Annotated in this window: 14 protein-coding genes and 2 riboswitches; of the genes, 12 read left to right on the forward strand and 2 right to left on the reverse strand. The window is 43.1% G+C overall.

Translation table 11 applies throughout. From position 1 onward, the window contains the following. The 10 genes from AYJ08_RS16615 to AYJ08_RS24780 form a co-directional block, all read left to right on the forward strand. A partial coding sequence (locus AYJ08_RS16615; protein WP_157452883.1) for an MFS transporter occupies positions 1-662 on the forward strand: 662 nt, incomplete at its 5' end. Positions 663-828: 166 nt separating this feature from the next. Next, a riboswitch (SAM riboswitch) is annotated at positions 829-930 on the forward strand. Between the two features lie 183 nt (positions 931-1,113). After that, entirely contained in the window at positions 1,114-2,040 is a 927-nt protein-coding gene (locus AYJ08_RS16620; protein ID WP_064018660.1) for an ABC transporter permease, read from the forward strand. 3 nt (positions 2,041-2,043) lie between these two features. Beyond that, positions 2,044-2,997 carry an ABC transporter permease gene (locus tag AYJ08_RS16625; protein ID WP_031413494.1) on the forward strand — a complete coding sequence of 318 codons (954 nt, stop codon included), beginning with the start codon at positions 2,044-2,046 and terminating at the stop codon, positions 2,995-2,997. 15 nt (positions 2,998-3,012) lie between these two features. Continuing rightward, positions 3,013-4,026, forward strand: a complete 1,014-nt coding sequence (locus tag AYJ08_RS16630) for an ABC transporter ATP-binding protein (RefSeq protein WP_064018661.1) — start codon at positions 3,013-3,015, stop codon at positions 4,024-4,026. A gap of 2 nt (positions 4,027-4,028) precedes the next feature. Beyond that, complete coding sequence (locus AYJ08_RS16635; protein WP_064018662.1) at positions 4,029-5,021, forward strand: ABC transporter ATP-binding protein; 993 nt, start codon at positions 4,029-4,031, stop codon at positions 5,019-5,021. Positions 5,022-5,053: 32 nt separating this feature from the next. After that, entirely contained in the window at positions 5,054-6,679 is a 1,626-nt protein-coding gene (locus AYJ08_RS16640) for a peptide ABC transporter substrate-binding protein (RefSeq protein WP_064018663.1), read from the forward strand. A gap of 193 nt (positions 6,680-6,872) precedes the next feature. After that, positions 6,873-7,172 carry a DUF3899 domain-containing protein gene (locus AYJ08_RS16645; RefSeq protein ID WP_003342691.1) on the forward strand — a complete coding sequence of 100 codons (300 nt, stop codon included), beginning with the start codon at positions 6,873-6,875 and terminating at the stop codon, positions 7,170-7,172. 54 nt (positions 7,173-7,226) lie between these two features. Next, positions 7,227-8,420, forward strand: a complete 1,194-nt coding sequence (locus AYJ08_RS16650; protein ID WP_064018664.1) for an amidohydrolase — start codon at positions 7,227-7,229, stop codon at positions 8,418-8,420. A 24-nt stretch (positions 8,421-8,444) separates the two neighbouring features. Beyond that, on the forward strand, positions 8,445-9,695 hold the full coding sequence (locus tag AYJ08_RS16655) for a M20 family metallopeptidase (protein WP_064018665.1): 1,251 nt from the start codon (positions 8,445-8,447) through the stop codon (positions 9,693-9,695). A 439-nt stretch (positions 9,696-10,134) separates the two neighbouring features. After that, the gene (locus tag AYJ08_RS24780) at positions 10,135-10,218 is read left to right on the forward strand and encodes a putative holin-like toxin (RefSeq protein WP_018671828.1); all 84 of its coding nucleotides are present in this window, start codon (positions 10,135-10,137) and stop codon (positions 10,216-10,218) included. Positions 10,219-10,421: 203 nt separating this feature from the next. Here the strand turns inward: AYJ08_RS24780 and AYJ08_RS16660 are convergent, their stop codons facing one another. Together AYJ08_RS16660 and AYJ08_RS16665 are read right to left on the reverse strand one after the other, a co-directional pair. After that, positions 10,422-10,898: an NUDIX domain-containing protein gene (locus AYJ08_RS16660; RefSeq protein WP_064018666.1), complete on the reverse strand. Its 477-nt coding sequence runs from the start codon at positions 10,896-10,898 to the stop codon at positions 10,422-10,424. Between the two features lies 1 nt (position 10,899). Further along, the gene (locus AYJ08_RS16665; RefSeq protein WP_082890998.1) at positions 10,900-11,820 is read right to left on the reverse strand and encodes an NAD(P)/FAD-dependent oxidoreductase; all 921 of its coding nucleotides are present in this window, start codon (positions 11,818-11,820) and stop codon (positions 10,900-10,902) included. A gap of 208 nt (positions 11,821-12,028) precedes the next feature. On the opposite strand from AYJ08_RS16665, the gene AYJ08_RS16670 reads away from it, so the two are divergent. Then, positions 12,029-14,290: a DNA topoisomerase III gene (locus tag AYJ08_RS16670; protein ID WP_064018667.1), complete on the forward strand. Its 2,262-nt coding sequence runs from the start codon at positions 12,029-12,031 to the stop codon at positions 14,288-14,290. Between the two features lie 49 nt (positions 14,291-14,339). Beyond that, complete coding sequence (locus AYJ08_RS16675; protein ID WP_231929133.1) at positions 14,340-15,521, forward strand: DUF418 domain-containing protein; 1,182 nt, start codon at positions 14,340-14,342, stop codon at positions 15,519-15,521. Between the two features lie 88 nt (positions 15,522-15,609). Continuing rightward, positions 15,610-15,798, forward strand: a riboswitch (Lysine riboswitch). Positions 15,799-15,855 lie beyond the last annotated feature (57 nt).

Here is a 15,855-nt window from a genome sequence, read left to right on the forward strand (position 1 = left end):
TTAAAAAGAGACTAACGGTAATGCGCTTCTTTATTATTGCAGGGATGCTCTTACTTACCATTTCTTATGTTGGGGCAAGCTTTGTTTCGAACGTGTACTTCTTAATAGGAATTCTTGTATTTGGCAGCGTAGGAACCGGCATGATTCTGCCCTGCCTCAATTCTATGATCATTGGATCGGTTACAAAGACAGAGCGTGGTATGATTACGTCTTTGTATAATGGTGTCCGGTTTATAGGAGTAGCGTTGGGGCCTCCGATTTTTACGTGGTTGTTGGGATTTTCGACGAAAGTTATGTTTTACTCGATTGCTTCTGTCACGTTACTATTTGCTATAATTGCATTTTTTACTATAACGCCGCAAAAGGGCAGCAATTCTCAAGGAGCTTCACAGGAAGAAACTGTTAAAAAAGAATCTTCAGCAGGCGGGAATTCAATGGATTCGTCAAGATCAGCAGGTACTAACAGTGACGCCGAATCCTCTGCAAAGGAAAAGAGTCTTTTGGATCAGAAGGCTTTGGACGAGATGACTTTGTTATTAGAAATGCGAGAGGAAACAAAAGAGCAGCAAAAACAGGAGCAATTGAAAAAGGAACTGGGCTTCGACCTAGGAGATTTGTTTGAAAAGCTACTTACCAAAAAAGAAAAAGAGAAAAAGAAATAGATGCTTAGCCTCCAGTTTTGGAGGTTTTTTTGTATTCTACTATTTCTATATAAAAAAATTACTGCTAACAAAAATAAACAAAAGTAAAAACAAGGGTGGTTCTATTGACATTTCAAGTAACGATGATATGATAATTTATAAATTGAATCCGATAATTTTATACAACTTCTTATCAAGAGCGGTGGAGGGACTGGCCCTATGAAACCCGGCAACCTTGATTCATTCAAAAGGTGCTAAATCCAGCAGAAGTATTTCTGAGAGATAAGGAGAATGGCAGATACATAGACATGAAGCCCTTCTTCTTAGAGAGAAGGGCTTTTTTGCATAGATTTTTCACAGACAAACAAATCACAAAGGGCGGTCATAGAGGAAAAAATGTATCCTTGCAAGCATATAACCAAGTATTCCGATATAAAAATAAGGTATTAGAGAAAAGTGGGGGAACGTAGGTATGTATCTGTTAAAAAGAATATGTACCATGCTCATAACGCTATGGATTATTGTGACACTAACCTTTGTCATTATGCATCTTATACCGGGTGATCCATTTGCTACTGATTCGCAAATGCTGCCGGCTGATGTCGTCCAAAATATGCGGGAAAAATATAATCTGGATAAACCAATGGCACAGCAATATTTGTTATATCTAAAGGATTTGGCCCAGTTGGATTTAGGACCTTCCATACAATCAAAATCACGTGATGTAAATACCTTGATTGCTTCTGGATTTCCAGTATCGGCAACACTGGGTCTACAAGCGCTATTTTTAGCTTTATTTCTTGGTATTTCCTTAGGGATTATCGCAGCCCTTCATCATAATAAATGGTTAGATTACGTTTCGATGTTTATTGCGATCATAGGGATTTCTGTCCCAAGCTTCATTCTGGCTCCCCTGCTAATCAAATTAGTTGCGGTTGAGTGGAAGCTTTTGCCGGCTGCCTCATGGGGATCATGGAAGCATTCAATCCTGCCGTCTGTTACATTAGCGGTCGGTCCCACGGCTATTATCGCCCGCTTTGTTCGGGCTAGCATGCTTGAGGTTTTTAGTCAGAATTACATCAAGACGGCAGAGGCAAAAGGCTTACCTACGTTTGCAATCGTGGTAAAGCACGGCATTCGTAACGCCTTGATACCAGTTTTAACCTTTATCGGGCCGTTGTTTGCAGCGCTGATTACGGGGACGTTTGTGGTTGAAAAAATCTTTGCTATTCCAGGTATTGGCAAGTATTTCGTAGATGGCATCTTTAATCGTGATTACCCAGTTGTGATGGGAACAACGGTTTTTTATAGCACGGTCCTGATCTTGTCGTTGTTTTTGATCGATGTGTCATACCGACTGGTGGACCCAAGAATTAAGCTAACGAGCAAGGGGGACTAACAGATGGCGCAATCTTCACTGCATTCTGAACAAGATCATCTTTTTCGACCTGTGGATAAACGAGTTTTTGAGAAGCATCAGATAGACCGTCCTAGCCTAAGCTATGGCAAAGAGATGCTGCGAAAAATCATACAAAACAAGCTGGCGATGCTTGGTTTTAGTTTATTAATCCTTGTGGTCATGCTTTCGCTGATCGGTCCGCATCTAGTAGCCTTCAGTCCAGAAAAGCAAGATTTGATGCTTGGAAATCTCAAGCCTTCCGGTACTCATTGGTTTGGGACAGATGATTTAGGACGAGATATGTGGGCGCGCACCTGGGCAGGTGGACAGATTTCTCTTTTTATCGGCTGTATCGCAGCAACCATCGATTTATTGATTGGCGTAGCTGTCGGTGGAGTCTCGGGTTATATGGCAGGACGCGGTAGGATAGGGGATCGTATTGACAGCATCCTGATGCGTATTGTCGAGGTTTTGTACGGCATTCCTTATTTATTGGTTGTGATTTTATTGATGGTGGTGTTAGAGCCTGGACTGTCCACTATCATTATCGCCCTTTCTGTTACAGGCTGGGTTGGCATGGCTCGTTTGGTACGTGGTCAGGTATTGCAGCTAAAACAGCAAGAGTTTGTACTAGCGGCCGAAAAGCTAGGAACCTCGCACGCCAAAATTATTTGGAAGCATCTGTTGCCAAATGCCTTAGGAATCATCATCGTGAATCTGACTTTTACGATACCTCAGGCTATCTTTGCTGAATCCTTTTTAAGCTTTCTAGGTTTAGGGGTACAAGCACCGAGTGCTAGCTGGGGAACGATGGCCAATGATGGTATAGGCGTGATTTTAAATGGCCAGTGGTGGAGACTGTTTTTCCCGGGCCTATTTATTTCACTAACGATGTTTGCCTTTAATGCTTTCGGAGATGGCTTACAGGATGCACTTGATCCTAAAAGTAAAAAGTAGAAGGGAGGGATAATCATGGGACATTTGTTAGAGATAGATGAGCTGGAAGTTGGGTTTACGACATATGGCGGTGAGGTTAAGGCGGTTCGTGGGATTTCGTTTTATGTGGACAAAGGAGAGGCGGTAGCCATTGTCGGTGAGAGCGGCTGTGGCAAATCAGTTACAGCGCAGGCAATCATGGGAATGGTTAAGGCAGGAAGCGGTGTTAGAACGGAAGGCTCTATTCGCTTTGCTGGACAGGAAATGACAGGTTTGTCTAAAAAGGAATTGCAGGAGATCAGGGGTTCTAAAATAGGAATGGTGTTTCAAGATCCAATGACATCACTAAATCCTACGATGAAAATCGGCAAGCAAATCGCAGAGGGCTTACTAAAGCACCAAGGGCTCTCCCAACAGGCGGCACAGCAAAAAACGATTGATCTGTTGCGGCAAGTGGGCATCCCAGAAGCAGAGAAGCGCTATCATCAGTATCCGCATGAATTCTCGGGAGGAATGCGCCAGCGGGTCGTAATTGCGATTGCGATTGCCTGTAATCCACAGCTATTGATCGCTGATGAGCCAACAACCGCATTGGACGTGACCATTCAAGCACAAATTCTTGACTTGCTGCTTGAATTGCAACAAACAACCAATACTTCGATCATTATGATCACGCATGATTTAGGAGTCGTTGCAGAAGTGGCTCAGCGGGTGGTAGTGATGTATGCTGGCAAAATTGTAGAAACAGGGACAGTCGATGAGTTATTTGAATCCCCGGGACACCCATATACAAAAGGCCTATTAGACTCGGTGCCAAAGCTGGAACAAGCCGGGAAGCATAGATTAGTCCCGATTGATGGAGCACCACCAGATTTATTTGCTCCGCCAAAAGGATGTCCATTCGCTCCTCGCTGTCCATATGCGATGGAAATTTGCCTGGATCATCTCCCTCAGCCGACCACATTTTCAGCTACACATCAGGCGAACTGCTGGCTGCATGACCCAAGGGCTCCACGCCAACAAGAGTTTAGAGTAGCAGGGAGGGAGTAAGAATGGTGCGAAGCCTAGAGATTACAGAAGATAAGGAACAATCTGAAACTATGTTGGAATTACGCAATGTAAAAAAATACTTTTCCTTAGGCTCTGACCAAACAGTGAAATCGGTCGATGATATTACGCTTTCTATTAAAGCAGGCGAAACCTTTGGTCTGGTGGGGGAAAGCGGAAGCGGGAAATCAACGCTGGGACGCACAGCGGTCGGATTGTACCAGCCTACAGATGGACAAATTCACTTTGCAGGGAAAGACATCACAACCTATAGTCGGCAGGAAAAGCGTGAATTCAATCGGAATATGCAAATGATTTTCCAAGACCCTTACTCCTCCTTAAATCCGCGTATGCGAGTAGGTGACATTATCGGAGAGGGGATGGATGCTTATGGCATAGCGAAAGGGGCTAAACGTACAGAGCGTATCTATGAGCTTTTAGAAAAAGTAGGTTTGCGACCAGAACATGCAAAACGGTATCCTCATGAATTTAGCGGAGGACAGAGACAGCGAATCGGGATAGCCCGAGCCTTAGCAGTAGAGCCTACCTTTATTGTGGCAGACGAGCCTATTTCCGCTTTAGATGTCTCGATTCAGGCACAGATTGTTAATTTATTAGAGGATTTACAGCAGGAACGAGGACTAACCTATTTATTCATCGCACATGATTTGGCGATGGTGAAGCATATCAGCGATCGGATCGGTGTCATGTATTTGGGTCAGATGATGGAGGTTGCAGACAGTGAAACATTATTTCAGGAGCCGCTTCATCCATACACACAAGCCTTATTGTCGGCGATCCCAGTATCATCTACAGCAACAAAGGCAAAGAAAGAACGTATCGTGTTAACAGGTGAGCTGCCAAGTCCGTTGCAACCACCAGCTGGATGCCCGTTTTCAACCAGATGTCCCGTTGCAATGCCGATCTGCAGAGAAGCGAAACCAGAGTGGAGGGAGGTGAAGCCGGATCATTGGACGGCTTGCTACTTGCACCATTAAGAAAAGAGAGAGATAACGAGGAGGAACCATCAGTGAAAAAACTTTTATCGCCAGCGTTAGCCATTCTATTATTCCTAGTACCAACTCTGACTGCTTGTGGAAATCAAACAGGTACAGCAGGTGCGCCTGAAGCAGGAGCTAGTGTTAAACAGGAATTGACAGCAAATTTGGCAGGTGAACCATATTCACTTGATCCTGCCATTGCGACAGATACGAAATCCTTTTGGATTATTGATCATCTTTATGAGGGGCTGTATGCCTTTGATAAGGAAGGAAATGTGGTTGAGGGGGCTGCTAAAAAAGTAGAGATTTCTCCAGACGGAAAAACCTATACCTTCACGATTCGTGACGATGCGAAATGGTCTAATGGTGATGCTGTGACAGCCAAGGACTTTGAATACTCCTGGAAGCGTGTCTTACATAAAGAGACGGGGGCTACTAATGCATTTTATCTGTATTACATAAAAGGTGCAGAGGCCTATAATAAAGGGGAAGGTAAGGTAGAAGATGTTAAAGTAAAGGCAACAGATGACAAAACACTGGTAGTGGAGCTGAATGCACCTACTTCCTATTTCCCAAAAGTAATGATGAATAATGTCTACTTCCCTGTAAATCAAAAGGTTGTAGAAGGAAATAAAAATTGGGTAGCGGAAGCAAATACCCTCGTATCTAATGGAGCTTATAAATTATCTAGCTGGGAACATGACAGTCAATTAACGCTAACAAAGAGCGAAACCTACTGGAACAAATCGAATATCAGCATGGATACACTACATTTCAAAATGGTGCCAGATGCAACTACTTATTACCAAATGTACAAGACAGGTGAGCTAGATATCATTGATACGTTGCCAATCGATGCTATCGAACAAGAAAAGAACAATGCGGAATATGTAAGTCTACCTAAATTTGGGACTTATCTGTATACTTTTAATGTAACGCAGGAGCCATTTACAAATGCTAAAATCCGTCGCGCCTTTGCTTTAGCTGTCGATCGTGATCAATTGACGAAGAATGTGACTAAGGCAGGTGAAACACCAGCATTCGCTTATGTGCCGCAGGGTGTTAAAACGGCTGGTTCTGATTTCCGTAAAGAAAAGCCAACTTATTTCACGTTTGATCCAACTGAAGCGAAGAAGCTATTGGCTGAAGGGATGAAGGAAGAGGGCTGGAGTAAACTACCTGCGGTCACATTGAAGTACAATAATGCACAAAACCATAAAAAGGTAGCCGAAGCTCTGCAACAAATGTTTACAAATAATCTTGGCGTCGATGTGAAGCTGGAAAACCAAGAGTGGAAAACCTATATTGATACCTACAAACAAAGTAACTTCCAGATGGCTCGCATGGGCTGGATTGGTTCTTTCCTTGATCCGGTTGCAATGCTTGATTACTATCTAGGCGAGAGTCCGAATAACCAAGCGAAGTGGGTCAATTCACAATTTGACGAGTTAATGGAAAAAGCCAAAGTAGAGCAAGATGAAGCAAAGCGTAATCAATACCTACATGAGGCTGAAGATATTTTCATGCAAGACTTGCCTGTGCTTCCAGTCTTCTTCTATTCACAGAACTATTTAAATACCAAAACCTTGAAGGACGTCACATACAGTGTTTATAAGAATCCAGACTTGCGTTGGGCTAAAAAAGTAGCAGAGTAGCAAGTAGGGCTAACTATTAGAGTAAATGCTTTTAGACGCATACCTGACACCCTAGGTCTGCTCCTGCCTCAAGAGGAGCAGACCCTCTTTTTTCATACAACACACATGCTTACAAGCAATGAAACAATATAATAGCAAACTTGGTTCAGCCAATGCCAGCAAGATAAATGATTCACCAGTGAAGGAGATTGCTATGGATACAATTATGGATACGCTGTTTCTAACAGGCTTACTCCTAGTGCTGGGAGGAGCGATTATTTATGTATGGATAAGCAATTTTTTTGCCACGTTTATGAAGGGATTCTATCTATTAGGTAGCACTCTGTTTAAAAAGTCAAAGGCACTTCAGCAAATTGACGAACAGATGTCTGAGGATACAAATCTGCAAGAATGGAAACGAAAACGAGCAAGGCAACTGATGGCGCTCCTGTTAGTGGCAGGGATGCTTTTGATCATCCTATCTCTGATTTGGGCTGGCATCCAGTTGTCATGACACCATATAGGTAATAAATAGAGCAAAATACGTAACGAAAAGGGGAGGATACATATGTCAGAAGCAGTAACAATCATTACAAATGCTACAATCATCCTAGGCAATGGGCATAAAATTGATTCAGGCAGTATTTTATTGGCAGAAGGAAAAATTAAGGCGGTGGGTAAAACAGAAGAGATTGCAGAGCAAATCAATCAGCTAAAAAATCAATACAAGGAGTCCGTTACAATCCATGCAGAAGGAAAGTATGTTACACCGGGACTCATCGATGTACATACCCATCTTGGCGTTCATGAGGAGGGTATCGGAAGAGAAGGGCATGATTATAATGAGACGAGCTCACCGGTGACGCCTTATGTAAGAGCATTAGATGGAATTAACCCTTTTGAGCGAGGTTTTCTTGAGGCTCGAAAAGCAGGTGTAACAACTGTTCAATCCATGCCGGGCAGCGCTAATGTGATCGGTGGCGAGATGGTTGTCCTAAAGACGGCAGGGACGATTGTCGATCACATGATTGTTCGCGAGCCCTCCGGAATGAAAGCAGCTTTTGGTGAAAATCCCAAGCGTGTCTTTGGCGCTAAGGACAAGGCACCTATTACACGGATGGGAACTGCTGCATTGTTTCGCCAGGAATTTATAAAGGCGCAAGAATATTTGGAATCTAAAGAAAAAGGAGGGTCCGTAAAACGTGATTTAGGCCTAGAAAATCTGGTAAAGGTGTTGAAGCGAGAGATTCCCTTACGTGCCCATGCTCATCGTGCTGATGATATTGTAACAGCACTTCGCTTAGCAGAGGAATTTAAGATTGAAATCACAATCGAGCATTGCACAGAGGGACATAAAATCGCGGATTTCTTATTAGAGAAAGGGGTCAGTGTTTCCGTGGGGCCTACTCTTTCCTCACGCTCCAAAATTGAGCTAGCAGATAAAGGCTTCCATACCCATCTTGCCTTGGCAAAAGCAGGTGTACCTTTTAGCATTACCACAGATCATCCTGTAGTAGGTATCGAATACTTAGTGAACAGTGTAGCGCACGCTGTAAGCGATGGTTTGGATGAAGCGTTAGCATGGCAAGCTATTACACTGCAAGCTGCCAAGCATCTAGGGGTAGAAGAACGTGTTGGTTCTTTGGAGGTTGGAAAGGATGCTGATGTGGTTATCTGGAGCGGACATCCGTTTCATATACAAAATAAAGTAGAAAAGACATTTATCAATGGTGAACTGGTGTATGAGCGTGTAGAAAACTAAGCAAAATGAAGCAGGTGGATTATGATGAGAGTAGATCAGACACAGGCCGTCCAGATGGGGACGGATCTCACTGAGTCAGAGCTGGAAAATAGAATCATTACCTACGTGGAACAAAACAAGCAGCAATTTATTTCTGTTAGTCATGCGATTCATGAGCATCCAGAGATCGGCAATGAGGAAGTGTATGCACAAGGGGTATTAACAGCATTATTGGAAGAGGCGGGCTTTCAGATTGAAAAAGGGGTGGCTGGTCATCCTACAGCGTTTCTTGCACGTAAAAAGGTAGGGGAGAAAACAGGACCTACGATAGGATATTTAGCTGAATATGATGCCCTGCCAGGTCTAGGCCATGCGTGTGGACATAATATTATTGGTACAACAAGTGTGCTTGCAGCTATTGCGTTGGGTGAAACCCTCCAAGAGACTGGTGGAGAGGTGGTAGTGCTAGGAACGCCGGCGGAGGAGGGCGGTCCAAACGGCAGTGCAAAAGGCAGCTTTGTTAAACATGATTTGCTGAAAGGAATCGACGCATGTATGATGGTGCACCCATTTAGCCACAATTGTATTACGGGGACAACCCTTGCTGTCATTCCTCTTGATTTCGAATTTATTGGCAAGGCGGCTCATGCAGCGGCTGCACCAGAAGAAGGGATCAACGCACTAGATGCTGTTATTCATTTGTTCAATGGGATCAATGCTCTTCGTCAGCATGTAACCGCTGATGTCCGTATTCATGGAATTATTACCCATGGGGGAGACGCACCTAATATTGTACCTGAATATGCTAAGGCAAGATTCTATATTCGTGCGGCAACGCGTCACAGATGCCTGAAAGTGACGGAAAGAATCAAGGAGATTGCCCAAGGAGCGGCATGTATGACGGGTGCGACTGTCAATATTATTGCTTTTCAAAATGAAGTGGATGATATGGTGCTTAATCGAACGTTTGATGGAGTGTTTCAAGCGCAAATGGAACGTTTTGGTTATTTGGTAGATACGCGTCATCAGGCGGGACTTGGCTCTACCGATGCAGGAAACATCAGCTACGTGGTCCCAACCATTCATCCCTATATTAAAATCGGCTCCGAAGAGTTGGTTTGTCATACAGATGCGTTTCGTGAAGCAGCCAAATCCCCAGAGGGTGACGCGGCACTGATTGTGGGCGCTAAGGTATTGGCTTTGACAGGTTTTACCTTAATGACGAACGAGGCTGTGCTGACAGAGATTAAACAAGAATTCTTTCAACGAAAACAGGAGCTAGCTCTACAGTCGTAAGCGACTGGGGGCAGCTCCAGCTTTTTTATATGCAACGTTCTTTTGTCAAGCGGTGCTAAAAGTGGAAGAGCATAGAGTATATTTATAAAATTTCGTACTGTTTTTTAGAAAGCTGGATGATAAGATGAAGGGAAGAAAAGGAGGCTGTATATTCACACTACATTTGTGGCCTTTATCTATAGCCTTATAGAAACTAGAAACGAGCTAATGTAAGGTCAATTCGCTATCCCAGCTCGAACAAGGCTGTTAAGATTTGATTCTGTTAAAATTCATGCCAATTTAGGTGAAAATTGCGCAAAAATAAATTTCCTCAAAAAATACTAAGAAATGTAATCCTGTTGTGAAGGGGATATGTTATAATTTTCCTACTACAATAGCTTCCTATCTCAAAAGTGGTCGGCTCACCCCTAGAAAAGATATGCCAGAGGGGGGTGAGAACATGGAGGTTTATCAAGCGCTGTCCCTGATGTTTATGTTTGGGATGTTCCTGCTAGCTTTGTTAACCTACCTGAAAAAGAAATGACCTCATGCTGTGCACAAAGCACAGGAGGTCATTTCTTGTCTATAGCAGATGAGCTGATTCACCGAAGAGAATCAACTATTGTAGTAGGCTGTGAGTGCGGCAACACTCACGGCTTTTTCTATATTACCATATGCAAGTAACTACATTTTAACACAAAAGGGACAAGGTGACTAAGCCTGTCCTGAAAAGACGTTACGCTTAGATTATTTAATATAGCCTAAGTCACGTAAATGAGCGATGGTCAGTGGATAGACATCGTCTTTTACAAAAGCGCTATATCGCTCATCTGAACGCAACTCCTCGGCTGTTGGAATTTTATCACTGATAAATGCCCCGCCAACCGATCCTTCTATAATAGTAGCGACCTGTCGTTCCGCCTCTGCTATATAAATATCTTTCACAATCGAATCTCCGACCGTATACTGACCGATTTTTTTGATGGCGGATAAGTGATAGCCTGTCTCTTCGTACGTCTCTCGAATGGCAGCAGCAATGCTTGATTCGCCAGGCTCTACTTTGCCTCCAGGAAGCTCATATCCTCGTTTGGTATGAATCGTGAATAAAAGCTTGCCTTGATAAAAAGGAAAGACAAGGACGTGCTTAGCCTGCTCCTCCCGAAATTCCGCCGGGTCAAAGCTTAACGTCATGGGTACGCCTGTCGTATCGTAAAAAGTGTCCATGTTAGGCCTCCTTGGCATGTAAAGCAATGTGTTTTGCGGTTTTCATAGCCTGACCGATGGCAAGTGAAAGACTAGCATAATCGCTTCCATTTGTAATGTCTCCAATGGCATATATCCATTCATGAGCAGTGCGCAGATGCTCATCAACCGTTAGAAATCCGCTCATTTTATCCACTAATTCTGCCACCGGGCTACTATTAGCAGCGATACCAACACGAGGTAAAATCCAGTCAACCTGCAAGCGGTGTATCTTTTGGTTGTGCGTTTGTAAATCAACCGAGCATCTATTGCCCTCCGATTGTGCCGCTTTTACCTTTGTTCCCATCCAAATGGTCACGTTAGGCAGTGAAGTGGCTTTTTGTACCCATTCTTGTCGGCCGCGAAATTGAGATTTACGGACGGCAAGCCAAATATGATGCGCGTAGGCCGACAGATTACAAACACTTTCTAAGGCACGATCTCCACCGCCAATCACCAGAATATCCTTTTGATCTAATAAATGAGCTCCCGAGGATGTAGAAAACTCTGGACCTAACACATGGGCCGAAACCTCTGCAAGCTGTGGCAAGTGAACAGGACTCACCCCTGTGGCAACAACTACATAATCCGCCTGATACGAGGTTTGATCTGTATGTATAATTTTGGTTTGATAATCAATGCTACGTAGGCATTCTTGATAGCGAATAGGGATTTGCAACACTTGCACACTTTCGCGTAAGTCTGTCAGCAATTCCTCTCCATTTGCATATAGTTTGGGGGGGAGGTCCCAAATGCGATTATGAATATAGTGAATTTGACCGCCAAGCGTATCGCTTTGTTCTATTACGAGGCAAGAAAGCCCAAGCCGTTTGCACCAAATCGCAGTGGAAATACCCGCCATCCCAGCGCCGACGATCAGCACTTGAACATGTTTCAATTTCATTTCCCCCGCTTCTTGCTAAGATGGTTGCTTCTCTTCATTATAACAAATATCACTGCACTGGGGGATACATTAAGCAACCATGCCCCTAAAACCACAATGGATTCCTCCTACAATGAGATTGTCTAAGCGGGCAAAACACGGTAAACTAGAAAACAGTTTTTTTACTAGATCAGAAGAATAAAGCTATTGATAAAAGGGAGCCGTTTACATGAAAGTCATTATTGCTGAAAAACCTGATCAGGCCTCAAAGCTCTCCAGCCCATTTGCACATAAAAAACAACAAGGATATATTGAAATCGCTCCGCATCGTTTATTCCCACAGGGAGCATTGGTGACTTGGGCTGTCGGACATATTTGCGAATTAGTTCCACCAGAAGAATACAACCCTACTTGGAAAAAGTGGAGCATGGAGACACTGCCCATGATACCGGAACGTTTTCGCTATCAGGTAATGAGATCAAAGGCCAAGCAGTTTACGATCATTAAACAACTGCTAAAACGCTCAGATGTCACAGAAATCATTCATGCGGGTGACGCAGGGCGTGAGGGTGAACTTATTATCCGCACGGCTATCGAGCTTGCTGGTGTAAAAAAACCAATGAAAAGACTATGGATTTCCTCCTTGACGGACCGTGCAATTGTGGAGGGATTTGAGCACTTACTAGACGAAACACACACTCGTAATCTGTATTATGAGGCGTACAGTCGCTCCTGTGCAGACTGGCTCATTGGTATGAATGCTTCTCGGATTTATACGATTCTCTTTAAGCAAAAGGGCGTTTCGGATGTATTTTCTGCAGGACGTGTACAGACCCCTACTCTAGCGCTCGTTGTCAAAAGGGAAAAGGAGATTGCTAATTTCAAATCAGAGCCATTCTGGGAAGTGATTGCTTCCTTTACCATAGAAGGAAAGAAATATGAGGGGATTTGGCAAAAGGACGGAGAATCCCGCTTGTTTGACGAGCAAATGGCTGCACGCATAGCTCAATTCTGTGAGAAAAAGCCTGCTAGTGTGCAGGAGGTTAAGAAGGAACGCAAGGAATTTTTACCACCCTTCCTATTTAATCTCTCATCCTTACAGGCAACCGCTAATAAGATTTTTAAGTTTTCGCCTAAAAAAACGTTGGATATAGCCCAACAATTATATTTGAAGGGATTTTTATCTTATCCGCGTTCTGATTCCAGCTTTGTTACACCAGGAGAAGCTAAGAGTTTTCCAGAAATTTTGTCCAAGCTGGCTAAAAAGAAGGAATTTCAATCATTCTTTCCTACGCCAATTCATTCAGTAGCAAATAACAAACGCTATGTAAATGAAAAGAAGGTAACGGACCACTACGCTATTATTCCTACAGAGCAGGTGCCACATTTGGACAAGCTCTCTGCTGACGAACGCCATATCTATGATTTGGTGGCACGCCGTCTGATCGCTGCTCATTATGAGCCGGCGATTTTTGACTATACTACGATTACTACCTTGGTGGATGGGCGAGCAACCTTTATCAGTAAGGGAAAATGTCAGGTACAAGCAGGCTGGCGAACCGTGTTATTTCAAGGTCAGGAAGAGGACGACAAGGATAAAGAGGAAGAAAAGCTACTGCCGCCTGTTGAAAAAAATGAAACAGGGAAGGTAAGCCGTGTAAAAGTCAAAGCGGGCAAAACCCAACCGCCGAAACGCTATACAGAGGGTCAATTAATTACGCTAATGAAGACCGCAGGTAAGCATTTAGAGAATAGCGAGTGGGAAAAGGTCTTGTCTAAAACCGAGGGACTCGGTACAGAGGCTACACGAGCGGGTATTATTACAATGTTAAAGGATCGCAAGTACATCGAGGTGAAGAAAAACCAAGTATTTGCCCTAGAGAAGGGGAGCTTATTAATTAATGCCATTGGAGATAAGATTCTTGCTTCTCCAGAGATGACGGCTCGCTGGGAACAACGGTTGGCAGAAATTGGGCAGGGGCAGGCTTCGGCGCAGGAATTTATGGAGCAAGTCAAAAAATTAGCGCACAAAATTGTTCAGGATGCTACCGAGCAATCTGCTACATGGGACTTTTCCGGCACGGATATCGAGGCAATGCCTAAGCAAGCCTCTAAGTTTACGGTAGGGAAAAAGATAGCGGTTTGTGCTGGATGTAGGGGCTCGATTGTAGATAAAGGGAATTTCTATGGCTGTGATCAGTATAACAAGACGGGGTGTAAAATCACTTTACCGAAAAAATTACTTGGCAAATCCTTGTCTGCCACCAATGTGAAAAAACTGATGGAGCAAGGAAAAAGCGGATTAATAAAAGGCTTTAAAAAAGGTGACAAGACGTTTGATGCCTATTTGAAATGGGATTTAGAGAAAGCGCAATTTCAATTCGAGTTTGAAGCAAAAACAGCTTCTTCGGGTGCTAAGGAGTATAAAAAACCAAGCGCAAGAGCACCGAAAGGGAAAAAAATTACAGAAGCGCTATATTCTACTGAGTAGAAAAGAATAAAAGAAGGCAAAGTAACAAACAAGAAAGAAAGGGGGTGTGATGATGAAGCAAGCAAGACCGATTTCCGTTAACGATCGAATAACATCAATTGATACCGTTAGAGGCATTGCGATCCTGGGTATCTTTCTGGTGAACTTCCCGGCTATGCTAGGAATCCAACCGCTTGACACGAGAGGGTATACCCAAGGGGCTGATGCCATGTTTCGCTTTGGCTATGACTTATTTATCCAAACAAAATTCTACTCCTTATTTGCCTTTTTATTTGGATTGGGGTTTTATCTATTTATGAGTAGAGCAGAAGCGAAAGGGTATAGGATGAGGGCCCTTTTTTCGATGCGTCTAGCTGTGCTGTTTCTTCTGGGATGCCTGCATTTTCTGCTTTTGTGGTACGGTGATATTTTACATATGTATGCATTAGTGGGCTTTTTACTTTTATTTTTTTATCGTCAGAAGGCATCAGCATTGTTTGTTTGGAGCATTTTTTTAATGGCTCTGTTTATGTTGTTTATCTGGTTTGCTTTTTCCGGGGATATTGATTTAGATCAAAAAGTGCTATTGGAAGCTCCTTGGTTTAATGGACTAGAGGATTATGCACAAAAAGTAAGTCAACGCTATGAAATGCTAAGTGGCATCCAGATTCTCAATGTAATTATCTATATTCCTGAATTACTAGGACTTTTTTTGTTGGGATTGTGTGCAGGGAAGATCAACTTTTTTCAACGTGTGCATGAATGGAAACGTGGATTGCGCATCACTCAGATTGTCAGTCTAGTAGTAACGATTCTATTGTTTATTCCGATGTTTCGTTATTATTTCAGCCATGAAGTCTATGTGTCTGAAGAAATTCAAAAGTACATTCAATTGACAGGAAAAACGTTGTTCGTCTTTTATCTCGTATCTATTGTTCTGCTTCTGGAAAACAAACGTTTTCGAGCAAAAATGCAAGGCTTCACATATGTGGGGCGTATGGCATTAACCAATTACTTATTGCAGACATTGGTAACAGTCCTATTGTTTTCCCTGTTTATTCCTAATACGGCAGGAATTCCGCTATGGATTGGATTTATATTTTGTATTACGATCTATCTATTACAGATCATGTTTAGTAAATGGTGGTTATCTCAGTATGCCTTTGGACCAATGGAATGGCTGTGGAGATGTGCAACCTATATGCAAAAGCAGCCACTACGGCTGAAGCAACAAAGCCGTGATCGATCATAGAAAGGCTAAAAATCTAGTTGAAATCTAATGGTTTATCATCTATAATGACATTATCTTTTTTAATAAAATAATAAATCCTCATCATATCTGGTGAGGTAGAGGTTGCGGTATTTAAGAGTATGCTGGACGAGACCCAGAGATGTTGTAGACTCCATCAGAAAGGAAAGACCGCCGAAGCTTGTACAAAGACTCTGTGATGTACAGGCTGGGGCTGTTTCCGAAAGGGACAGAACTGTCACGTTTATTTGCCGAATAAGCGTGTTGTGCTATCTTCATGGAAGGTATGATGCGGGTTACGTATAAATCCGTCGACAGATTCTAAAATGACGGATTT

It is taken from the genome of Brevibacillus sp. SKDU10 (assembly GCF_001645205.1).
In the GTDB taxonomy this organism is placed as follows: domain Bacteria; phylum Bacillota; class Bacilli; order Brevibacillales; family Brevibacillaceae; genus Brevibacillus_B; species Brevibacillus_B halotolerans.